Raw genomic sequence first — 22555 nt, 5'->3', positions numbered from 1 at the left:
ATGTCGGCACTGACCCCGAACTGGCTATGACACCTCGTCGGAGTGGCCGCGCAGGCTGCGCAGGATGTCGCGCCAGCTGAGGATGCCGACCAGGCGGTCGTCGTGGCTCAAAATGGGAATGCAGGAGATGGCATGCTCATTGAACAGATCAATGGCCATGTCGATGGTCGCGTCCTCGCGCAGGATTTTCGGCTTGCGCGACATGATCTGGTGCACGCGCTTGTTGAGCGTGGCCGCGTCTTTATAGGTCTCGACGTTGGTGCCGATGTTCGGGCTCAGCGCCTTGAACAGGTCGCGGTCCGATACCACACCCAGCAGCTCGCCACCTTCCATCGCCAGCAGATGGTGGAATTTGCTGTGGTCGAATATCTCCTTGACCAGCCCCAGCGTATCGTCCAGCCCCACCGTGACTACGTTGCGGCTCATGATGTCTTTGATCTTCATCTCACACTCCCCGGCGGTATGCGGCAATCACCTCTGGCGGCGCTTGCACCAGCTCGATCAGTACCCCGGCCCCGGCAATGGGAAATGCCTCATTGGCCTTGGGGTGCAAAAACGCGATGTCGTGGCCCGACGCGCCCTTGCGGATGCCACCCGGTGCAAACCGTACGCCTTGCGCCGTCAGCCATTCCACCGCCAGCGCCAGATTGTCCACCCACAGGCCGACATGGTTCAGCGCCGGCTGGTCCACGCGCGGCGAACGCGCCGGGTCGAGCGGCTGCATCAGGTCGACCTCGACCTGGAATGGCCCGCTGCCAAGCAGCACGATGTCCTCGTCCACGTTCTCTTTTTCGCTGACGAAATGGCCGGATGGCGCCAGCCCCAGCATGTCCACCCACAGCTTGCGCAGCGGTTCCTTGGACGCCGCACCGACGGCAATCTGCTGCAAGCCCAGAATTTCAAACGGTCTGCTCATCAATACTGTCTCACTTTGGTATGCGAAGATTGAATCCTAGACGGATTCAGCCGACAATACCAGTATGACTGCCAGCCGCCCCAGCGATGAATCGCAACTGCAGGAACTGAACCGCGCCATCGCCGCCAACGAACTCTCGCAGGCGGCCACGGTGGCGTTTGTGCTGGCCAGGCGCGGCGCCCTGCCCATCATGCAGCTGATCGGACTGGCCGGACTCATGGGCCACGCCGGCCAGACCCAGCGCGCTGCCGAGCTGTATCATCTGTGGCTGCACTGTACCGAATCGCCGCTGCTGTTTGCCGCCTGGTACAACCTGGGCGTGCTGCAGATTCAGGCGGACGAGCAGCAGGAAGCGGAGCAGTCGCTGCGCGCCGCGCTGGCCATCAAACCCGATTTCATCGACGCCCGCATGACGCTGGGCACGCTGCAGGAGCGCCTGCGCCAGCACGAGGCCGCCCTTGCCACCTGGCGCGCCGCGCTGGCCCAGATCGACCCCGACCATCCCGCCAGCCGGCCGCAACAGATCCAGGCGCTCAACAGCGTGGCGCGCGTGGCGGCGCTGCGCAAGCACTATCCGGAAGCCGAAGATGCCTGCGCGCGCAGCCTGCTGCTCGATCCCAAGCAGCCTGAAATTGTCGCCCAGTGGATCAGCCTGCGCCAGCAGCAATGCGCCTGGCCGATCTGCGCGCCGCTGCCGGGGCTGGCCGAGGCGGACCTGGACCATAGCGCCTCGGCCGCCTCCATGCTGTGCATCAGCGACGATCCGGCCGGGCAGCTGGCCACCGCCACCCGCCATCCCGTCAACCGCGCTGCGCCGCCCGCGCCGTTGGCGGATGAGCAAGGTTATCTGCACCGCAAGCTGCGCATCGGCTATCTGTCCGCCGATTTCAGCGACCACGCCGCCGCCCGTCTGACGGCCGAGCTGTACGGCCTGCACCAGCGCGCGCAGTTTGAGATCTACGGCTTCAGCTGGAACGAGGAAGACCGCAGCGGCCTGCGCGCCCGCATCGCGCTGCAGCTGGATCACCATATCCGCCTGACGGTGATGAGCGACCTGCAAGCCGCCCAGACCATCCGCGCGCACGAAATCGACATCCTGGTCGACCTGCACGGCCTCGGCGCCGATGGCCGTCCCGGCATCCTGGCGCACCGCCCGGCCCCGGTGCAGATCGCCTGGCTGGGCCATCCCGGCACCAGCGCCATGCCCGCCGTCGATTACCTGCTGGCAGACTCATTTGTCGCCCCGCCCGCGCTGACCCCGTCGTTGACCGAGCAGCCGCTTTATTTGCCGGATTGCGTGCAGATCCACGACCGCCGCCGCGCCGTCGGCCCGGCGCCCACGCGCGCCAGCTGCGGCCTGCCGGATGCGGCGTTTGTGTTTTGCAGCTTTAACAGCGCACGCAAGCTGACGCCAGCGCAGTTCGCCGCCTGGATGCGCATTCTGCGGCGCGTGCCGGACAGCGTGTTGTGGCTGTGCACCGATACCGAACCGGTGCGCGACAACCTGCGCGTGGCCGCACTACGCCACGGCATCGCCAGCGAGCGGCTGGTGTTCGCGCCACGCACGCCGCACAGCGCGTACCTCGCGCGCCTGCAACTGGCCGACCTGTGCCTCGATACCCTGCCCTTGAGCGGCGGCGAAGCGGCAGCCGATGCGCTGTGGGCCGGCGTGCCAGTGCTGACCCATGCCGGCCACAGCTACGCCGCCCGCCTCGGCGGCAGCCTGCTGCACGCCATCGGCCTGCCGGAGCTGGTCACGCGCAGCGCCCGCGCCTACGAAGACAAGGCGGTGCGCCTGGCCGGCAAGCCGCAGGAACTCGCGCGCCTGCGCCGCCGTCTGGCCAAGAACCGCGACCGTACGCCGCTGTTCGATACGCCAGCACTGGTGCGCCACCTGGAACAGCTCTACCTGCAAGTCGCGCGCGGCACATTGCAGCGCGATGCGGCGGCCAGCCAGCCGGACGTCAGTCTGCCGCTGGTCAGCATCCTCATCCCCACCGGCGACCTGGACAACCCAGAGCAGCTGGACCGTACCGTGCGCAGCGCGCTGGAGCAGCACTACGGCCGCTGCGAAATCATCGTCAGCGACAGCGGCACCGGCGACAGCCGCCGCCGCAAGCTGGCCAAACTGCTGGCAGCCCATCCGCAGCTGCGCTACAACCGGGCGCCAGCGCTCAATCCCGAAGACAATCTGGACCATTGCCTGACGCTGGCCCTCGGCGACTACATCGCCGTCGCCCCGCCAGGCGACGTGCTGCATGCCGACAAACTCAGCCGGATGATGCACTTCTACCAGACCTATCCCGGCATCGGTCTGGTGGCGTGCTGGCGCCAGCCGGTCGGCGCGGACGGCACGCCCTTGCCCGGCGCGCCGCTGCTGCCAACGGAAACCGCGGTAGTCGGCGCCTCGCTGGCCAATGTGCTGCTGACCAGTGAAAGCGGCGCTGGCGGCGTGCTGTGCCAACCTGCCAGCCTGCTGCTGCGGCGTACCGAGCTGGGCGCTTCCTTCGGCCACTACCAGGGACGCCGTTATCGTCACCTGGCCGGCGTTGCCACCGCGCTGGCCGCGCTGGCCGGGCGCGAATGCGCCTACCTGCCGGCGCCGCTATCGACCTTCCAGCCGCCACTGCCAGCCGCCGCCGATAGCGCCAGCGCCGTGCAGGAATTGCTGGCGCCGGCACTGGAGCGCCTGTATCTGTTGTATGAGGCCCACACCCGCCAGCACTTCCTCACGGACAGCGTTAAATTCAAGGCCTTGCTGGCCAGCCGCTTGAACGTGCTCAGCGCACTGGTCCAGCAGCACTACCGCGCGTTGGCGGAGGGCGACCCGCAGCACAACGAGGCAATCCAGCAGGCCTTGCGCCAGGGTTATCAGATGCTACTGGCATCCCACTAAAATATTTCCTGCAGAAAATGCGATCCACCCGGCAGAGGGGCCAAAACCATTGTTCTTTTCGTTTAAAATACGACGGCAATGGCTGACAATGCAGTCTGCGAACACACTCATCACCATTCCGGAGACAGCATGAAAGCAGTGATTTTGGCAGGCGGCCTGGGCACACGACTCAGCGAAGAAACCACCGTCAAGCCGAAACCGATGGTCGAGATCGGCGGCAAGCCGATCCTGTGGCACATCATGAAGAGCTATTCGGCGCATGGCATCAATGACTTCGTGATCTGCTGCGGCTACCGCGGCTACGTCATCAAGGAATTTTTCGCCAACTACTTCCTGCACACCTCGGACGTCACGTTCGACCTGCAAGCCAACAGCATGGAAGTGCACGAGCGCCACGCCGAACCATGGCGCGTCACGCTCATCGACACCGGCGCCGACAGCATGACCGGCGGCCGCCTCAAGCGCGTGCGCGAACATCTGAAGAACGAGGAAGCCTTCTGCTTCACCTATGGTGACGGCGTGGCCGACATCGACATCACCGCGTCGATTGCATTCCACAAGGCCCACGGTAAGCTGGCCACCATGTCGGCCGTGCTGCCGCCAGGCCGCTTTGGCGCCATCGACATCGACGGCCAGCGCATCGTGAGCTTCAAGGAAAAACCGCGCGGCGACGGCGCCTGGATCAACGGCGGCTACTTCGTGCTGTCGCCGAAGGTGATCGACTACATCGAAGGCGACGCCACCATCTGGGAAAAAGAACCGATGGAAACGCTGGCCCTGGACAACCAGATGGACGCCTTCTTCCACCACGGCTTCTGGCAGCCGATGGACACGCTGCGCGACAAAGTCCACCTGGAAGACCTGTGGGACAGCGGCAAGGCGCCGTGGAAGAAGTGGCCATGAAGCCGTCGTTCTGGCAAGGAAAGCGGGTTTTCCTGACCGGCCATACGGGATTCAAAGGCAGCTGGCTCAGCCTGTGGCTGCAACAGCTGGGCGCCCACGTAACCGGCTTTGCGCTGCAAGCGCCAAGCAAGCCCAGCCTGTTTGACGTAGCCAAGGTCGGCAGCGGCATGACGTCCATCATCGGCGACATCCGCGATGGCGCCGCCTTGCAGAAGGCAATGCAGGACGCCCGGCCGGAAATCGTCATCCACATGGCAGCGCAGGCGCTGGTGCGCTACTCGTATGCCAACCCGGTTGAAACCTACGCGACCAATGTCATGGGTCTGGTCAACTTCTTTGAAGCGGTGCGCAACACGCCCGGTATCAAGGCGGTAGTCAACGTCACCAGCGACAAGTGCTACGAAAACAAGGAATGGGCCTGGGGCTACCGTGAAAACGAAGCCTTCGGCGGCTACGACCCGTACAGCAACAGCAAGGCCTGCGCCGAACTGGTGACGGCTGGCTACCGCTCGTCCTTCTTCAATCCGGAAAAATACGCCGAGCATGGCGTGGCGCTGGCCTCGGGCCGCGCCGGCAATGTGATCGGCGGCGGCGACTGGGCCGAAGACCGCCTGATCCCCGACATGGTGCGCGCGATTGCGGCCGGCACGCCGGTGCGCATCCGCAGCCCGCACGCCATCCGTCCGTGGCAGCACGTGCTGGAACCGCTGTCCGGCTACCTCACGCTGGCCGAGCATCTGTACCAGCACGGCCCGGCCTTTGCCGAAGGTTTCAACTTTGGCCCGCACGATATCGATGCCCGTCCCGTCGAATGGATCATCGAACACCTGTGCCAGAGCTGGGGCGATGGCGCCGCGTGGGAACTGGACGCCGCGCCACAGCCGCATGAGGCACACTATCTCAAACTGGACTGCTCCAAGGCCCGCAGCCGCCTGCAATGGCAGCCGCGCTGGCACCTGGGACACACGATCGACATGATCGTCGCCTGGCATCAGGCCCACGTGTCGGGCGCCGACATGCGCGCACTGACGCTGGCACAAATCGACACCTATCAAAACACCGCACCCATCTAAGGCAGCAATCATGAGTGAAGCACAAACCAAGGAACAACTCCGCGCGCAGATCAACAAGCTGGTGGCCGAATACGGCGCGCTGGCCAGCGTACCAAAACCATTCGAGCCGGGCGTGACCGTCATCCCGCCGGCCGGCAAAGTGGTGGGCGCACCGGAAATGGAACTGATGGTCGAAGCCTCGCTGGATGCGTGGCTGACCACCGGCCGCTTCAACGACCAGTTCGAAGCCAAGCTGGCCAAGCTGATCGGCGTGGATTTCCTGATCACCGTGAACTCCGGTTCCTCGGCCAACCTGGTCGCGTTCAGCGCACTGACCTCGCCGAAACTGGGTCCGCGCGCGATCCAGCAGGGCGATGAAGTGATCGGCGTCGCTGCCGGCTTCCCGACCACCGTCAACCCGATCATCCAGTTCGGCGCGATTCCCGTGTTTGTGGACGTCGAACTGGGCACCTACAACATCGATGTGACCAAGCTGGAAGCGGCGATCTCGCCGAAGACCAAGGCCATCATGCTGGCCCACACGCTGGGCAATCCGTACAACCTGGACGTCATCACCGCGATCTGCAAGAAGTACAACCTGTGGCTCATCGAAGACTGCTGCGACGCGCTGGGTTCGACCTACAACGGCAAGATGGTCGGCACCTTTGGCGACATCGGCACCATGTCCTTCTACCCTGCGCACCACATCACCATGGGCGAAGGCGGCGCGGTATTCACCAACAATCCGGAACTGAAAATGATCGCCGAATCGTTCCGCGACTGGGGCCGTGACTGCTACTGCCCACCAGGCAAGGATAACACCTGCGGCAAGCGCTTCTGCCAGTGCTTCGGTACGCTGCCAGCCGGCTACGATCACAAGTACACCTACAGCCACCTGGGCTACAACCTCAAGATCACCGACATGCAAGCCGCTTGCGGCCTGGCGCAGATCGACCGTGCGCCTGGCTTCGTGCAGGCGCGCAAGGACAATTTCGCCTACCTCAAAGACCGCCTGAAGTCGTGCGAGGAATTCCTGATCCTGCCGGAAGCCACCGAGAACTCCGATCCGTCGTGGTTCGGTTTCCCGATGACGCTGAAGCCGGAAGCCAACGTCGCGCGCGTCGACCTGCTGACCTATCTGGACCAGCACAAGATCGGCACCCGGCTGCTGTTCGCCGGCAACCTGGTGCGCCAGCCGTATATGCAAGGCCGTAACTTCCGCATCTCGGGCGAGCTGACCAACACCGACCGCGTCATGAACGACACCTTCTGGGTCGGCGTCTACCCAGGCCTGAGCCGTGAAATGCTGGACTTCGTGGTCGACAAGCTGGAAGCCTTCTTCGGTGTCAATTTCTAAGCCTGCCATGAGCGCCCCCGCTGCATACATCACACCGTTCCGTGACATCCTGCAGCAAAACGCCCGCCTGCTGGTGCAGGCAGGCGGCAACGACGGCGAACTGGCACGCGCTTACCGCAAGCTGTATCCCGCCACCTCGCTGATGGTGGTGGATGCCGATGCGGAACGCGCAAAACATGCGCGCGACTATGCCGACCGTGTGTATATGGCCGATCTGGATACCGTCAGCGCCGCCTTCTACAAGCAGCTGGAATGGGCCGACGGCTGGTATTTCGATACCACACTGGAGCAGTACCAGCAGCCGCAGCGCGTGTTGCAGCAGGTGCGCAAGGTGATGCCGGTGGACGCCGCCATCATTGCCCGCATTGCCAACCGCGACCACTGGGAAGGCTCGTCCACGCCAGCGCGCCATGCTTGGGGCATCGCCGACATCCTGGAGCTGTTCACTGGCGCCAACTTCCGTGTCGTCAGCGGCATCCTCCTGAACCCGGCGCCGCTGCCGGCCGACGTCGAAGCCACGTTGCGCGCGCAAGCCGCGCGCGACGGCAGCGTGGCGGAAGCGCTCATCGAAGCCGCCCTGCCGTCTCACTACCTGATCAAAGCCGTCCCCGCGTAATGAATCCGACTCCGCCCTTTTACTGCATCGCCCACGCGCCTTTCAACTGGAAGATGCCGGACTTCATGACCATGGTCGGCTCCGGCGACTACGTGCCGGAAAAAGGCCTGGCCATGAGCCAGCTGCTGTCGCCGGAAGAAGCACTGCGCAACCGCTATCTGGGCGAATACCTGGCGCTGTTTGAAATCCGCCGCCGCCTGATCGCGGAAAAGGCCGAAGGCTTTGTCGGCTTCTGCCACTACCGCCGCTTTGCGCTGACCGATCCGATCGGCATTCTGCACCAGTTCAACTACCACGCCCACCCGGACATGCTGGCCAAGGTCAAGCCCGAGCATTTTTACGGCGACGGCAAGACACCCATCGTGCCGATTTCGGTCGGCTGGGCCGGCACCGTGCTACAGCAATACGAAGCCTGCGTCACGGGCCGTGACATCCTGATGTTCTTTGGCGACGCCATCGATTGCGGCGTCATCACCAATCTGGAAGCGGCCAACTTCCTGAGCGGCAAAGCCTTCATTCCGGCGCCGACCGTGGCCTTCATTCCGGTGCAATGGTTTGTCGAGATCATCCACGACCTGGAGCTGGTGGCCTCGCGCTACTTCCGCCATCACTATGTGTACCGCGAAGGCTATGCCGACCGCAGCATCGCGTTCTGCTGCGAGCGCCTGCAGGCCTTCCTGCTGTCCAAGCGCATTGCGGAATGGGGCCAGGACAAAGTGATCCAGCGTCCGCTGGTTCTGCTCGGCGAAAATTATCCCAATCTGTAAGTAAGGCCATCATGAAGATTGTTGCTACCGCCATTCCTGGCTGCTACCAGATCATCACCGACATCCGCCGCGACGACCGTGGCAGCTTCGTCAAGGTCTTCCACGAAGACATCTTCCGCGAGCACGGTCTGGCGACGGATTTCAGGGAAGAATACTATTCGACCTCGCAGCGCAATGTGATCCGTGGCCTGCACTTCCAGACGCCGCCGCACGACCACGCCAAGCTGGTCTACTGCACCCACGGCGCGGTGATGGACGTGGCGCTCGACCTGCGCAAAGGTTCGCCGATGTACGGCCAGCACATCACGCTGGAGCTAAGCGCGGAGAACGGCCATATGCTGTATCTGCCTGCCGGCCTGGCGCACGGATTCTGTTCGCTGAGCGACCAGTCGCTGATGGTCTACAAAGTCACCACCACCTACGCGCCGAATAACGACGGCGGCGTGCTGTGGAATTCGGCCGGCATTGCCTGGCCGGTGCAGGATCCGGTCATGTCGCCGCGCGATGGCACCTTCCCGGCGCTGGCGGCGTTTGATTCGCCATTCGTCTACGCCGCCAACGCAGGAGCGGCCGCATGAGCGCGCGCCGCGCCCTCGTCACCGGCGCATCGGGCTTCATCGGCGCTGCGCTGACCCGTCGCCTGCTGGCTGACGGCTGGGAAGTCCACGTCCTGCTGCGCGAAAGCTCTTCTGACGCAGGCTTGCCTGCCAGCCCGCAGTTGCATCTGCACCGTCACGACGGCGGCACGCTGCAGCTCATCGAGATCATGCGCGCTGCGGCGCCGGAAGCCGTGTTCCATCTGGCCTCGCTGTTCCTGGCCGCGCACAAGCCGGAAGACATCGAACGCCTGATCAACGCCAACCTGCTGTTCTCCACGCAGCTGGTGGAAGCCATGTCGGTGTGCGGCGTGCGCAAGCTGGTCAACACTGGCACGTCCTGGGAACACTACGAGGATGCTGCCTACAATCCGGTCTGTTTATACGCCGCCACCAAGCAAGCCTTCAATGCGCTGCTGCGCTATTACGTCGAAGTGTCCGGCCTGCGCGTGGTCACGCTCAAGCTGTTCGACACCTACGGCGCTGGCGATACGCGGCCCAAGGTGCTGAACCTGCTCAAGCGCGTGGCCAACGAAGGCACGTCGCTGGGCATGTCGCCGGGCGAGCAGCTGGTGGACCTGGTCTACATTGATGATGTGCTGGATGCGTTCATGCTGGCGTATCAGCAAATGGATGCGCAGGCGAATCCGATGGAAGACTATGGCGTCTCCAGCGGCAAGCCCCTGCCGCTCAAAGACATCGCCGCGCTATATGCACAGGTCAGCGGCAAACCGTTGAATATCGAATGGGGCGGCCGTCCGTACCGCGAGCGCGAAGTGATGGTGCCGTGGCAAAGCTACCGCACCGTGCCAGGCTGGCAGCCGAAAGTGGATCTGGCCCAGGGCCTGGCGCTGTTCCACACCGCATAACCCCCGCAGGCGCAGGGGTCTGACCCCGGACGGGTCAGACCCCGACTGGTTGGCTGTGCGGGTTAAAAGTTCGCGATATCGAGTACCACACCGGCACTGGCCATCAGCGCCTGGCGCGTCTTGCGGGTTTCCATGTTCGGCGCCGGATGCTTGCGGTACAGCTGCAGCATCACTTCCACAATCTTGTCATCGCGCGAATTCCCGCGGCGCATATTCTCCGGCGCCGTCGCGGCGCTCTTGTGGATTACCACGCCATCGGTGGCGAAGTGCACCAGCTTGCGGCCATGCATGGCGGCCAGCAGGAAATCCCAATCCTCGTAAATAATCAGATCGGTTTCATTGCGCACGCCCTGCAGCACATCGCGGCGGTACGCCACGCAGCTGTTCGGAATGCGGTTGCGCACATACACGCTGTCAGACGTCACATCCGCAATCGACACCTTCTGCCCACCTGGCAGCAGCGTGGGCGGATACACCGTGCGGTCTTCGTTCTGGATCTGGAAGTCATGGAACAACAGCTCCGGCTTGTCCTTGAGCAGACGCGCCTTCAGCTTTTCCAGATGATCCGGACGATAGGTGTCATCGTCATCGAGGAACAGGATGTATTCGGCATCCGCAATCGCCAAGCCCAGATTACGGCTGGCGGCCGGTCCCGGCACGCCGGTCGAGCGCAGCACGTAGTCAAAGCGTTTGTCCAGCTGCGACAACTCCTGGTACGGCGGCAGATAGCCCGGCGTGTCCGACACCACCACAATCTTGAAGTCCTGGCAGGTCTGCGCAATCAGCGATTCCAGCGTGCGTTTCAGCAGCAGCGGACGGTCGTGGGTAGGAATGATGATGGTGAACACGGGGCAGCTCCTGCAAATTATGGTTCGCGTATCGATTCGTCGAGTGCGCGTGTCAGCGGGAACAGCAGGTAAGACATCACCGTGCGATGGCCCACCACCACTTCCGCCGTCACCGTCATGCCGGGCATCAGGCGCGCACCGGGGGTCAGCTTGCGCAGCTTGCCGGTGTAAGGAATGCGGCTCAGGTAATACTGATCCAGTCCGCCGCCAGTCTTGTCGGCCGTATCGCGCTTGAACGAGTCCTGGCTGATGAAGCGTACCTTACCTTCCAACATGCCGTGTTCCTGGAAGTTGAACGCATCCACTTTCAAATGCACTGCGGCGCCCTGCTTGATAAAGCCGACATCCATCGAATCGATCTGCACTTCGGCTTCCAGCTCGGCGCCCAGTGGCACGATGGTGAACAGCGGTTCGGCTTCGCGCACGATGGAGCCCACCGACAGCTTGCCGATCTCCAGCACCACGCCATCGGCCGGCGCCACCATCTGCACCATCTTGTGACGCTTGTCGGCCTTGGCCAGCTGTTCGTTGATGCTGTCGCGTTCACGGCTTGCGCTCAGTAGGTCTTCCATCGACTTCTGACGCCAGCTCTTTTCAAACGCCGCGCGCTCCGATTCCGCCGACGCCAGCTCGCGCCCCATCTCGATCGATTTATTGCGCTGCAAATCCATGTCGCGTTCGACTTCCAGACGGCGGTCGCGCGCTTCCAGCAAGTGCATCTTGGCGCCGAACTGCTCGGCCATCAGTTGCTCCTGCATGGCTTCCACTTCGCGCAGCGATTTCACGCGCTGGGCCAGGATGCTCTGGTCATGCTTGTTGGTTTCCAGACCGGCGCGCAGGCGCGCGATGTTCTGGTCCATCTTGGTTTTCTGCGCTTCGTAGTTGCCTTTGCGTTCGCTCGACAACTGCGCCTGCAGCACTGCATCGTCGCTGCTGCCGGCACTGGTGGTGGCGCCGGGCCTGCCGGACAGCTCGGAACGCAGGCTCTGCGCCTGCGTATCCAGCGATTCCAGGCGCACGCGCAGCTGCGTCTCGTCGGCGGCGGTAAAAGTCGGGTCCAGCGTCGCCAGCACCTGGCCTTTTTTGATCACCTGGCCCACGCGCACATCGATGCTCTGGATGATGGACGTATCCAGCGGCTGCACCACGATATTCGGCAGCGGGTTCACCAGCTTGCCGTGGGCGACCACGATCTTCTCCACCGGCGACACGCAGGCCCAGATGATGAAGGACACAAACGCGAACAGCAGCACGTGCAGCGTGATGCGCACGGACTTCGGCAGCGGGCCGCGCTCGATGGCGTCGGCGTCCGGCAGGAACTCGATCTCGGTCTCGTCCTTCTTGCCGCGCTTGAAGTTTAAAGGTGACTTGTTTGCTGGTTCCATAAGTGCTGGTAAGTATCGCTACGGGTGAGCAGTTCTTCGTGGCGGCCGGAATCAACCAGCGAGCCTTGTTGCATGACCATGATCTTGTCGGAGTTCACCAGCGTCGACAGGCGGTGCGAAATCATCACCACAGTGCGGCCGACGGCAATCTTGGACAGGTTGTTAATGAAGATGGCTTCCGATTCCGGATCGAGCGCCGATGCCGCTTCATCCAGAATCAGGATGCGCGGACGCGACACCAGCGTGCGCGCAATCGACAGGCGCTGTTTCTGGCCGCCGGACAGATTGGTGGCATTCTCTTCGAGCACCGTGTCATAGCCCTGCGGCAGGCGTTCAATGAATTCGTCGGCGCCAGCCGCCTGCGCCGCGGCCACCAGTTCTTCAAACGTGGCATCCGGCTTGGTCACGGCCAGGTTTTCGCGCACGGTGCCGCGGAACAGGAAGTTCTCCTGCAGGACCACGCCGATCTGGCGGCGCAGGTGCGACAGTTCAATCTCGCGCGCATCGATGCCGTCAAAGCGCACCAGGCCTTCCTGCAGCGGATACAGGCCCTGAATCAGTTTGGTCAGCGTGGTCTTGCCGGAACCGGAACGGCCAACGATGCCCACCACCGTGCCTTCTTCAATCGTGAAGGAAGCTTTGTTCAGTGCCATGTTCTGCGAACCCGGATAGCGGAACACCACGTTGTCGAACTTGATCTCGCCTTGCAGGATCGGACGCAGGCCATTGGCGCCTGGACGGCCTTCCGGCGCGCGGTTCATCACCTCGCCCAGCATCTTCACCGACAGCGCGGTTTCCTGGTATTCGTTGACCAGGCCCACAATCGAAATCAGCGGCTGCGTCACGCGGCCGGACAGCATCTGGAAGCCGATCAGCGCGCCCACCGTCAGCGAGCCGCTGAACACGTCGGCGGCGCCGGCAATGATGATGGTCACCGGCAGCAGCTTGCCGAGGAAGTCGGTGACCGAGTTACCGGCAATCGAAATCTGGCCGACGCGGAAGTGCATGGTGATGGCTTCCGCCGAACGCTGGTCCCACACGCGGCGCTGCGATGGCTCGATCGCCAGCGCTTTCACGGTACGCATGCCGTGGATGGTTTCCACCAGCATGCCCTGGCGCTGGCCTTCGGCCGAATACAGCTGGTTCAGGCGGCGCTGGAAGGTCGGTACCATGGCCATCACGATGCCGCCGATCATGGCGGCAAACAGCAGCACGATCAGCGTCAGCTTGAACGAGTAGCTGAACAGGATAGGCACGAACACCACCAGCGCAATCAGATCCAGGCCGGTCATGAACAGGCGGCCGGTCAGGAAGCTGCGGATTTTTTCCAGCTGCTGCATGTGGCGCGTGACCACACCGGCACTGGTGGTTTCAAAGAAGTCGATCGGCAGCGACAGCAGATGGCTGAACACGCGGCGCGTCAGGCGCATGTCGATCTTGTTGGACGCGGCCAGCGTCAGCGTCTGGCGCAGGAAGCCGAACGTGGAGTCGAACACCAGCGCCATCACGATGCCGACACCGAGTACCTGCAGGGTGGTCACGCTCTGGTGCGTGAGCACCTTGTCGATCACCAGCTGGAAGAAGATCGGCGAGGCCAGCGCCAGCAGCTGCATCGCAATCGCGGCGATGAAGATGTCGCGGAACGCGGCTTTCTGTTTCAGGATTTCCGGGATAAACCAGCGCAGGCCAAACGGCTGGTTGGGATCGGTCAGCTTGTGCTGGCGTTTGACGAAGAAGATCTCGCCCTGCCAGCGCTTTTCAAACTCGCTGCGCGGCACCATCATCACCTGCGCATTGGCGGCGGCCGGATTCAGGACTGCCGCCTGGTCTTCCGCGCCGTTCTCGCCCGGCTTGACGCCGACCACGATAATCATATTGCCGTCGACGAGGCGCGCCATCAGCGGGAACACCCCGCCTTGCGCCATCAGGCGTGTCCAGTTCAGCTTGTCCGCCTTGGCTTTCAAGCCTATATCCGATGCAATCCGCAACAGTGCCCCGGTGGTCGGCTCTTCCGCGCGCAACGCGTTTTCATCGATGATGCGTTCGGGGTTGATTTGCAGACCGTGATGCTGCGCGATGGCAGTCAGACACTGAATCGCGGTATGGGGAAATTTATCTTGCATAGGCCTGTACAGGTAAAAGCTTGCATTAGCGCACTATTGTGCCAGCCTTGCGATTCTAACCCAGCGCAACGGTTATCGGCGCCTTTTCTGTTGTAGAAACACAAGCTGGTTTACCACGCTGTTCCGCCCCTCAAAAAAAAACGGCAAGACCCGCAGGTCTTGCCGTTCTTACTGCTGAGCAGTGTGTGGCTTACTTGGCGGCCAGGATGCCGGCGCCGTGGTTGCCAGTCAGCAGCGCTTTGAGGCGCTGGGTCTCTTCCGTCGAGGCCTGGCTGGACGCTGCGGTCAGCTTGTTGTCGTAGCTGCCGATGGCGCTGGCCAGGGCCGACACCGCCGTGCTGGTCGCGCTTGGCAGATCCAGCTTGCCGGCGTTCTCGGTCGCAGCGCTGGCTGCGGCGTTGAAGGTCGACATCGCGGCCGACAGGCTGCTGACCGAGCTGCTGACGTTGCTGGTGCTGGCACCCAGTGCGAACCAGACGTCAGCCGCCGTGTGCGACTTGCCATCGTTGGTCTCGAAGGTCGAGGTGATACCGACGATGTTGCCGTTGTTGGCCGACACGTTCTGCTTGGCGTCCAGGTTCAGCTTGGTGATGCCCAGGTCGGTCAGCGATTTCAGCTCATCAGCCTGGCTCACACCGTCAGCGTTGCCATCCACCCACACGCGCAGATCAGCAAACGCGCTGTCTTTGCTGTCGATGACGCCGTCACCGTTGGTATCCAGCTCCGCCAGGGCGGTGTAGCCGTTAGTGGCTTTCTGACCGTTGGCCAGCGTGGTGCCGGAACCGAACAGCTCGCTACCATCGTTGATGATGCCGTCGTGGTTGCGGTCCAGTGCCAGCAGACCATCGCCGCCGCCGACCCAGCCGGTGTTGACCTTGTTGCCGTTAGCCAGCACGTCGAAGTTGACGCCCGCCGACAGGTTCAGGGTGCTGATGCCGTCGCCGTTCAGGTCCAGCACGATTGGCGTACCCAGCGGCGAGGACAGTGCAGCCACTTGCGCGGTGGTCAGGCCTGGCACTTGTGCGGTGGTGATGGCGCACACTTGCGAGGTGGTCAGCGCGTGGATCTGGTCGGTGGTCAGCGCGCTCAGTTGCGAGGTGCTCAGCGCAGCGATCGCCGAGGTGCGCAGGGCACGCAGATCTGCGGTTTCAATCGCCACCAGCTGGGTGGTCGACATCGCCTTGATCTGGTTGCTCGACAGCACAGCAACCTGCTGGCTCGACAGCGCCACGATCTGGTCGGTGGTCAGCGCTGCAGCCTGGGCGGTTTGCAGTGCGGCCAGGGCCGAGGTCTTCAGCGCAGCCACGTCTTCGGTACCCAGCGCGGCAATCGCGTTGGTCGACAGGGCCGCCACTTGCGACGAGCTCAGCGCAGCGACTTGCGCGGTGTTCAGCGCGACGACCTGGTCGGTGCTCAGGCTGTTGGCCAGTGCAGCGGTGGTCAGCGCGGTCACCTGCTGGGTGCTCAGCGTGGCGATCTGGTCGGTGGTCAGTGCGGCCACCTGGGCGGTGCGCAGCGACTGGATGACCGAGGTCTTCAGTGCGCCGATGTCCGCCGTTTCAATCGCCGCAATCGCGCCGGTGCTCAGTGCCGATACCTGGGCGGTGCTCAGGGCGCCGATCTGGTTCGAGGTCAGTGCCACGATCTGGTCGGTGGTGATGCCCGAGGCCAGGTCAGCGGTGCTCAGCGAGGCTACTTGCGCGGTGCTCAGTACCGCCACCTGGTCGGTGGTCAGTGCTGCCACTTGCTGGGTGCTCAGCGCAGCGACCGCCGAGGTTTTGAGCGCGCCGATGTCGGCGGTTTCAATCGCGGCTATCGCGGTGCTGCTCATGCCCGACACCTGGGTGCTGCTCAGGGCGCCGATCTGCTGGCTGCTCAGGGCGACGACCTGGTCGGTGGTCAGGGCTTTCACCTGGTTGGTGCTCAGGGCGGCAATCGCGTTCGATTTCAGCGCGCCGATGTCAGCCGTTTCAATCGCGGCGATATCGTTGGTGCTGAAGGCGGCGATCTGCGCGCTGCTCAGGGTGCCGATCTGGACCGATTGCAGGGAAACGACCTGGTCGGTGGTCAGCGCCGCGATGCTGCCGGTGGTCAGCGCAGCGATCTGGCCGGTGCTCAGGCTCGACAGCTGGTCGGTGGTCAGGGCTGCCAGCTGGCCGGTTTTCAGCGACGCGATGATGCTGGTTTTGAGGCCAACGATATCGGCGGTCTGGATCGCGGCCACGGCGGTGGTGCTCAGTGCGCTGAACTGGTTGGTGCTCAGGGCGCCCAGCTGGTTCGACGACAGTGCCACGACCTGGTCGGTGGTCAGGCCCGAGGCCAGGTCAGCGGTGCTCAGCGAGGCCACTTGCGCGGTGCTCAGCGCGGTCACCTGGTCGGTGGTCAGGGCGGCCACTTGCTGGGTGCTCAGGTTGGCGATGGCCGAGGTTTTCAGCGCGCCGATGTCGGCCGTTTCAATCGCGGCAATCGCGGTGCTGCTCATGCCCGCGACCTGGCTGCTGTTCAGGGCGCCGATCTGCTGGCTGCTCAGCGCGACAACCTGGTCGGTGGTCAGGGCTTTCACCTGGTTGGTGCTCAGGGCGGAAATCGCGTTGGTCTTCAGCGCGCCGATGTCGGCCGTTTCAATCGCGGCGATGTCGGTGGTGGTGAAGGCGGCGATCTGCGCGCTGCTCATGGCGCCAAACTGGGCCGATTGCAGTGCCACAACCTGGTCGGTGGTCAGCACGCCGACGTTGGCGGTGGTCAGCGCGGCGATCTGGCCAGTGGTCAGGTTCGACAGCTGATCGGTGGTCAACGCCGCCAGCTGGCCGGTTTTCAGCGAGGCGATGATGCTGGTTTTCAGGCCAACAATGTCCGCCGTCTCGATGGCGGCAATCGCGGTGGTGCTCAGTGCGCCGAACTGGTTGGTGTTCAGGGCGCCCAGCTGGTTCGACGACATGGCGACGATCTGGTCGGTGGTCAGGCCCGAGGCCAGGTCCGAGGTGCTGAAGGCCGACACTTGCGCGGTGCTCAGCGCGGTGATCTGGTCGGTGGTCAGCGCAGCGAACTGCTGGGTGCTGAGGTTGGCCACGGCAGCGGTTTTCAGCGCGCCGATGTCGGCGGTTTCAATCGCGGCAATCGCGGTGCTGCTCAGCGCGCCAACCTGCAGGCTGCTCAGCGCGCCAACTTGCTGGCTGCTCAGGGCAACGATCTGGTCGGTGGTCAGGGCTTTGGCCTGGGCCGTGTTCAGTGCGGCAATCGCGTTGGTTTTCAGCGCGCCGATGTCACCGGTTTCAATTGCGGCGATATCGTTGGTGCTGAAGGACGAGATTTGCGCGCTGCTCAGGGCGCCGATCTGGACCGATTGCAGTGCGACAACCTGGTCGGTGGTCAGCGCAGCGATGCTGCCGGTGGTCAGTGCGGCGATCTGGGCCGTCGTCAGGTTCGACAGCTGGTCGGTGGTCAGCGCAGCCAGTTGGCCGGTTTTCAGCGAGGCGATGATGCTGGTTTTCAGGCCAACAATGTCAGCCGTCTCGATGGCAGCCACCGCGGTGGTGCTCAGGGCGTTGAACTGGACAGTGTTCAGCGCGCCCAGCTGGTTCGACGACATGGCCACGATCTGGTCGGTGGTCAGGCCCGAGGCCAGGTCCGAGGTGCTGAAGGCCGACACTTGCGCGGTGCTCAGCGCGGTGATCTGGTCGGTGGTCAGCGCAGCGAACTGCTGGGTGGTCAGGTTGGCGATGGCCGAGGTTTTGAGCGCGCCGATGTCGGCGGTTTCAATCGCGGCAATCGCGGTGCTGGTCAGCGCGCCAACTTGCAGGCTGTTCAGGGCGCCGATCTGCTGGCTGCTCAGGGCGACGACCTGGTCAGTGGTCAGGGCCTTGGTCTGGGCAGTGGTCAGCGCGGCAATCGCGTTGGTTTTCAGCGCGCCGATGTCACCGGTTTCAATCGCGGCGATGTCGTTGGTGCTGAACGAGGCGATTTGCGCGCTGCTCAGGGCGCCGATCTGGTTCGATTGCAGCGCAACAACCTGGTCGGTGGTCAGCGCGGCGATGCTGCCGGTGGTCAGCGCAGCGATCTGGGCCGTGGTCAGGTTCGACAGCTGGTCCGTGGTCAGCGCAGCCAGTTGGCCGGTCTTCAGCGAGGCGATGATGCTGGTTTTCAGGCCAACAATGTCAGCGGTCTCGATGGCAGCCACCGCAGTGGTGCTCAGGGCGCTGAACTGCACGGTGCTCAGGGCGCCGAGCTGGTTCGACGACATGGCCACGATCTGGTCGGTGGTCAGGCCCGAGGCCAGGTCAGCGGTGCTGAAGGCCGACACTTGCGCGGTGCTCAGCGCGGTGATCTGGTCGGTGGTCAGCGCAGCGAACTGCTGGGTGCTGAGGTTGGCGACGGCAGCGGTTTTGAGCGCGCCGATGTCGGCGGTTTCAATCGCGGCAATCGCGGTGCTGCTCAGCGCGCCAACTTGCTGGCTGCTCAGGGCGCCAACTTGCTGGCTGCTCAGGGCAACGATCTGGTCGGTGGTCAGGGCTTTGGCCTGGGCCGTGTTCAGCGCGGCAATCGCGTTGGTTTTCAGCGCGCCGATGTCACCGGTTTCAATCGCGGCGATGTCGTTGGTGCTGAACGAAGCGATTTGCGCGCTGCTCAGGGCGCCGATCTGGTTCGAGGTCAGCGCGACAACCTGGTCGGTGGTCAGCGCAGCGATGCTGCCGGTGGTCAGCGCGGCGATCTGGCCAGTGGTCAGGTTCGACAGCTGGTCGGTGGTCAGCGCAGCCAGCTGGCCGGTTTTCAGCGAGGCGATGATGCTGGTTTTCAGGCCAACAATGTCAGCGGTCTCGATCGCGGCTACCGCCGTGGTGCTCAGCGCGTTGAACTGGGTGGTGCTCAGGGCGCCCAGCTGGTTCGACGACAGTGCCACCACCTGGTCGGTGGTCAGGCCCGAGGCCAGGTCCGAGGTGCTGAAGGCCGATACTTGCGCGGTGCTCAGCGCGGTGATCTGGTCGGTGGTCAGCGCAGCGAACTGCTGGGTGGTCAGTGCGGCAACGGCCGAGGTTTTGAGCGCGCCGATGTCGGCGGTTTCAATCGCGGCAACTGCAGTGCTGGTCAGCGCGCCGACTTGCTGGCTGTTCAGGGCGCCGATCTGCTGGCTGCTCAGCGCAACCACCTGGTCGGTGGTCAGCGCAGCGGCCTGGCCGGTGCTCAGGGCAGCGATGGTGTTGGTTTTCAGCGCGCCGATGTCGGCGGTTTCAATCGCCGCGATATCGCTGGTGCTGAAGGCGGCCACCTGGGCACTGCTGAGTGCGCCAAACTGGTTGGAGGTCATGGCCACCACTTGATTGGTGGTCAGCGCGGCAATGCTGCCGGTGGTCAGCGCGGTGATCTGGCCGGTGGTCAGGTTCGACAGCTGGTCGGTGGTCAGGGCAGCCAGCTGGCCGGTTTTCAGCGAGGCGATGATGCTGGTTTTCAGGCCAACAATGTCAGCCGTCTCGATGGCTGCCACAGCGGTGGTGCTCAGGGCGTTGAACTGCACAGTGCTCAGCGCGCCCAGCTGGTTCGAGGTCATGGCCACGACTTGGTCGGTGGTCAGGCCCGAAGCCAGGTCGGCGGTGCTGAACGACGATACCTGTGCGGTGCTCAGCACGGTGATCTGGTCGGTGGTCAGCGCAGCGAACTGCTGGGTGGTCAGGTTGGCGATGGCCGAGGTTTTGAGCGCGCCGATGTCGGCGGTTTCAATCGCAGCAATCGCGGTGCTGGTCAGCGCACCGACTTGCTGGCTGTTCAGGGCGCCGATCTGCTGGCTGCTCAGTGCGACGACCTGGTCGGTGGTCAGGGCTTTGGCCTGGGCCGTGTTCAGCGCGGCGATGGTGTTGGTTTTCAGGGCGCCGATGTCGCCGGTTTCAATCGCGGCGATGTCGTTGGTGCTGAAGGCCGACACTTGCGCGCTGGTCAGCACGCCAAACTGGTTCGAGGTCAGTGCCACCACCTGGTCGGTGGTCAGCGCAGCGATGCTGCCGGTGGTCAGCGCGGTGATCTGGCCAGTGGTCAGGTTCGACAGCTGGTCGGTGGTCAGCGCCGCCAGCTGGCCGGTTTTCAGCGAGGCGATGATGCTGGTTTTCAGACCGACGATGTCGGCGGTCTCGATGGCGGCAATCGCGGTGGTGCTCAGGGCGCCGAACTGGGTGGTGCTCAGCGCGCCCAGCTGGTTCGAGGTCAGTGCCACCACCTGGTCGGTGGTCAGGCCCGAGGCCAGGTCATTGGTGCTCAGCGAAGCGACTTGGGCCGTGCTCAGCGCGGTCACCTGGTCGGTGGTAAGTGCCGCCACTTGCTGGGTGCTCAGGGCGGCAATCACCGAGGTTTTCAGCGCGCTGATGTCGCCGGTTTCAATCGCGGCAATCGCGGTGCTGGACATGGCCGAAACTTGCTGGCTGTTCAGCGCGCCAACCTGGCCGGCGCTCAGGGCCACGACCTGGTCGGTGGTCAGGGCCTTGGCCTGGCTGGTGCTCAGCGCGGCGATGGTCGAGGTTTTCAGGGCGCCGATGTCGCCGGTTTCAATCGCGGCGATACCTTGGGTGGTGAAGGCCGACACCTGGGCGCTGTTCAGCACGCCGAACTGGTTGGAGGTCAGTGCCACTACCTGGTCGGTGCTCAGGGCCGCGACGCTGCCGGTGGTCAGCGCGGAGATCTGGCCGGTGGTCAGGTTGGACAGCTGGTCGGTGGTCAGCGCAGCCAGTTGGCCGGTTTTCAGCGACGCGATGATGCTGGTTTTCAGGCCGACGATGTCAGCGGTTTCGATGGCAGCCACCGAGGTGGTGCTCAGCGCGTTGAACTGGCTGGTGCTCAGGGTCGCCAGCTGGTTCGAGGTCATGGCCACGACCTGGTCGGTGGTCAGGCCCGACGCCAGGTTGGTGGTGCTCAGCGACGCCACTTGCGCGGTGGTCATCACGGAAATCTGGTCGGTGGTCAGCGCGGTCGACTGGCCGGTGGTCAGGTTGGCGATGACCGAGGTTTTCAGCGCGCCAAAGTCGGCGGTTTCAATCGCGGCAATCGCGGTGGTGCCCATGGCAGCCACTTGCTGGCTGTTCAGCACGGACACTTGCTGGCTGCTCAGTGCGACGACCTGGTCGGTGGTCAGGGCTTTGGTCTGGCTGGTGGTCAGGGCCGAGATCACGCCGGTTTTCAGTGCGGCCAGGTCCTGGGTTTCCAGGGCCACGATGGCGTTGGTGCTCAGGGCGGCCACTTGAGCCGAGCTCAGCACGCCAGCCTGGTTGACGTTGATGGCCACGACCTGGTCGGTGCTCAGGGCGGCGATGCTGCCGGTGGTCAGTGCCGAGAACTGGCCGGTGGTCAGGTTGCTCAGCTGGTCGGTGGTCAGCGCGGCCAGTTGCGCGGTGCGCAGCGAGGCGATGGTGCTGGTTTTCAGGCCAATGATGTCAGCCGTTTCGATGGCGGCCACCGAGGTGGTGCTCAGCGCGCTGAACTGGGCCGTGCTCAGCGTCGACAGCTGGGCCGAATTCATGGCGACGATCTGGTCGGTGGTGATGCCGCTCGACAGCGCATTGGTGCTCAGGGCAGCTACCTGGCCGGTGGTCATCACGCTGATCTGGTCGGTCGACAGCGAGGTCACCTGGCCAGTGCTCAGACCGCCGATAGCGGCGGTTTTCAGGGCGACAAAGTCGCTGGTGGTGATTGCGGCAATCGCCTGGGTGCTCAGGCCCGCAACCTGGCCGCTGCTCAGCGAGGCGGCTTGCGCGGTGGTCAGCGCGACGACCTGGTCGGTGGTCACGGCGGCCAGCTGGCTGCTGCTCAGGCCAGCGATGGTGGCGGTTTTCAGGGCAGCGAAGTCGCCGGTTTCCAGCGCGGCGATCGACTGGGTCGACAGCGCGTTGACCTGGGCCGAGTTCAGGGTCGCAACCTGGTTCGAGGTCAGCGCCACCACCTGGTCGGTGGTCAGGCCGTTAGTCAGCTGTTTGGTGGCCAGCGCGGAGATCTGGTTGGTGGTCAGCGCACCAATCTGGTCCGTCGTGAACGCCCGCGTCTGAGCGGAGTTGAGCGCGACAAGATCGGCTGTCGAGAGCGTTGCAACGGTGTCAGTCGTCAACGCTGCGATCTGATCAGTACTAAAGCTTGTTACGAGGCTCATTTCCATTCTCCTTGGGGCACTACACAGTTCTTAACGGGACAGATGATGGAGCCAGCAGACCCTTCTGCGGCTCCAACTTGAATTTTCTTGCGGTATCTACTGCGGATT

At 63.7% G+C, this 22555-nt stretch carries 14 protein-coding genes; 8 read left to right on the top strand and 6 right to left on the bottom strand.

All coding sequences use genetic code 11. From position 1 onward, the window contains the following. Nucleotides 1-24 precede the first annotated feature (24 nt). Together BUA36_RS08660 and BUA36_RS08655 are read right to left on the bottom strand one after the other, a co-directional pair. The gene (locus BUA36_RS08660; protein WP_072783492.1) at nucleotides 25-444 is read right to left on the bottom strand and encodes a CBS domain-containing protein; all 420 of its coding nucleotides are present in this window, start codon (nucleotides 442-444) and stop codon (nucleotides 25-27) included. Nucleotide 445: 1 nt separating this feature from the next. Next, nucleotides 446-916, bottom strand: coding sequence for a VOC family protein (locus tag BUA36_RS08655; protein ID WP_072783490.1), 471 nt, complete (start codon nucleotides 914-916; stop codon nucleotides 446-448). Between the two features lie 64 nt (nucleotides 917-980). Here BUA36_RS08655 and BUA36_RS08650 point away from each other — a divergent pair, with 64 nt between their 5' ends. From BUA36_RS08650 to BUA36_RS08615, 8 genes are all read left to right on the top strand, one after another. After that, nucleotides 981-3812 carry an O-linked N-acetylglucosamine transferase family protein gene (locus tag BUA36_RS08650; protein ID WP_072783488.1) on the top strand — a complete coding sequence of 944 codons (2832 nt, stop codon included), beginning with the start codon at nucleotides 981-983 and terminating at the stop codon, nucleotides 3810-3812. A 129-nt stretch (nucleotides 3813-3941) separates the two neighbouring features. Further along, nucleotides 3942-4715 carry a glucose-1-phosphate cytidylyltransferase gene (gene rfbF, locus BUA36_RS08645; RefSeq protein ID WP_072783486.1) on the top strand — a complete coding sequence of 258 codons (774 nt, stop codon included), beginning with the start codon at nucleotides 3942-3944 and terminating at the stop codon, nucleotides 4713-4715. Further along, on the top strand, nucleotides 4712-5788 hold the full coding sequence (rfbG, locus tag BUA36_RS08640; RefSeq protein WP_072783681.1) for a CDP-glucose 4,6-dehydratase: 1077 nt from the start codon (nucleotides 4712-4714) through the stop codon (nucleotides 5786-5788). The genes rfbF and rfbG overlap by 4 nt, the downstream gene beginning before the upstream one ends. A gap of 10 nt (nucleotides 5789-5798) precedes the next feature. Beyond that, complete coding sequence (rfbH, locus tag BUA36_RS08635) at nucleotides 5799-7124, top strand: lipopolysaccharide biosynthesis protein RfbH (RefSeq protein ID WP_072783484.1); 1326 nt, start codon at nucleotides 5799-5801, stop codon at nucleotides 7122-7124. A gap of 7 nt (nucleotides 7125-7131) precedes the next feature. After that, nucleotides 7132-7740 carry a hypothetical protein gene (locus BUA36_RS08630; RefSeq protein ID WP_072783482.1) on the top strand — a complete coding sequence of 203 codons (609 nt, stop codon included), beginning with the start codon at nucleotides 7132-7134 and terminating at the stop codon, nucleotides 7738-7740. Next, entirely contained in the window at nucleotides 7740-8507 is a 768-nt protein-coding gene (locus BUA36_RS08625) for a hypothetical protein (protein ID WP_072783480.1), read from the top strand. The genes BUA36_RS08630 and BUA36_RS08625 overlap by 1 nt, the downstream gene beginning before the upstream one ends. Nucleotides 8508-8518: 11 nt before the next feature. After that, a complete protein-coding gene (gene rfbC, locus BUA36_RS08620; RefSeq protein WP_208861867.1) occupies nucleotides 8519-9085 on the top strand; it encodes a dTDP-4-dehydrorhamnose 3,5-epimerase in 567 nt (188 codons plus the stop codon). After that, a complete protein-coding gene (locus BUA36_RS08615; protein WP_072783477.1) occupies nucleotides 9082-9972 on the top strand; it encodes an NAD-dependent epimerase/dehydratase family protein in 891 nt (296 codons plus the stop codon). The genes rfbC and BUA36_RS08615 overlap by 4 nt, the downstream gene beginning before the upstream one ends. A gap of 62 nt (nucleotides 9973-10034) precedes the next feature. Here BUA36_RS08615 and BUA36_RS08610 read toward each other — a convergent pair whose 3' ends face one another. From BUA36_RS08610 to BUA36_RS31180, 4 genes are all read right to left on the bottom strand, one after another. Next, nucleotides 10035-10820 (bottom strand): glycosyltransferase family 2 protein, encoded by a 786-nt coding sequence (locus tag BUA36_RS08610; protein WP_072783474.1) that lies wholly within the window; start codon nucleotides 10818-10820, stop codon nucleotides 10035-10037. A gap of 17 nt (nucleotides 10821-10837) precedes the next feature. After that, the gene (locus tag BUA36_RS08605) at nucleotides 10838-12205 is read right to left on the bottom strand and encodes an HlyD family type I secretion periplasmic adaptor subunit (protein ID WP_072783472.1); all 1368 of its coding nucleotides are present in this window, start codon (nucleotides 12203-12205) and stop codon (nucleotides 10838-10840) included. Beyond that, a complete protein-coding gene (locus BUA36_RS08600) occupies nucleotides 12178-14328 on the bottom strand; it encodes a peptidase domain-containing ABC transporter (protein ID WP_072783470.1) in 2151 nt (716 codons plus the stop codon). Before BUA36_RS08600 ends, BUA36_RS08605 begins: the two co-directional genes overlap by 28 nt. Nucleotides 14329-14518: 190 nt before the next feature. Further along, nucleotides 14519-22453: a beta strand repeat-containing protein gene (locus tag BUA36_RS31180; RefSeq protein WP_443093066.1), complete on the bottom strand. Its 7935-nt coding sequence runs from the start codon at nucleotides 22451-22453 to the stop codon at nucleotides 14519-14521. Between the last annotated feature and the right edge of the window lie 102 nt (nucleotides 22454-22555).

The organism is Duganella sacchari (assembly GCF_900143065.1).
Taxonomy (GTDB): Bacteria; Pseudomonadota; Gammaproteobacteria; order Burkholderiales; family Burkholderiaceae_D; genus Rugamonas; species Rugamonas sacchari.
Note: the sequence above shows the minus strand (reverse complement) of the source record. Positions and strands in the feature narration are given on the sequence as shown.

What these genes read in the sequence shown, in the direction of transcription:
- BUA36_RS08660 (WP_072783492.1), bottom strand. Translation starts at nt 444, where the DNA reads ATGAAGATCAAAGACATCATGAGCCGCAACGTAGTCACGGTGGGGCTG.
- BUA36_RS08655 (WP_072783490.1), bottom strand. Translation starts at nt 916, where the DNA reads ATGAGCAGACCGTTTGAAATTCTGGGCTTGCAGCAGATTGCCGTCGGT.
- BUA36_RS08650 (WP_072783488.1), top strand. Translation starts at nt 981, where the DNA reads ATGACTGCCAGCCGCCCCAGCGATGAATCGCAACTGCAGGAACTGAAC.
- rfbF (WP_072783486.1), top strand. Translation starts at nt 3,942, where the DNA reads ATGAAAGCAGTGATTTTGGCAGGCGGCCTGGGCACACGACTCAGCGAA.
- rfbG (WP_072783681.1), top strand. Translation starts at nt 4,712, where the DNA reads ATGAAGCCGTCGTTCTGGCAAGGAAAGCGGGTTTTCCTGACCGGCCAT.
- rfbH (WP_072783484.1), top strand. Translation starts at nt 5,799, where the DNA reads ATGAGTGAAGCACAAACCAAGGAACAACTCCGCGCGCAGATCAACAAG.
- BUA36_RS08630 (WP_072783482.1), top strand. Translation starts at nt 7,132, where the DNA reads ATGAGCGCCCCCGCTGCATACATCACACCGTTCCGTGACATCCTGCAG.
- BUA36_RS08625 (WP_072783480.1), top strand. Translation starts at nt 7,740, where the DNA reads ATGAATCCGACTCCGCCCTTTTACTGCATCGCCCACGCGCCTTTCAAC.
- rfbC (WP_208861867.1), top strand. Translation starts at nt 8,519, where the DNA reads ATGAAGATTGTTGCTACCGCCATTCCTGGCTGCTACCAGATCATCACC.
- BUA36_RS08615 (WP_072783477.1), top strand. Translation starts at nt 9,082, where the DNA reads ATGAGCGCGCGCCGCGCCCTCGTCACCGGCGCATCGGGCTTCATCGGC.
- BUA36_RS08605 (WP_072783472.1), bottom strand. Translation starts at nt 12,205, where the DNA reads ATGGAACCAGCAAACAAGTCACCTTTAAACTTCAAGCGCGGCAAGAAG.
- BUA36_RS08600 (WP_072783470.1), bottom strand. Translation starts at nt 14,328, where the DNA reads ATGCAAGATAAATTTCCCCATACCGCGATTCAGTGTCTGACTGCCATC.
- BUA36_RS31180 (WP_443093066.1), bottom strand. Translation starts at nt 22,453, where the DNA reads ATGGAAATGAGCCTCGTAACAAGCTTTAGTACTGATCAGATCGCAGCG.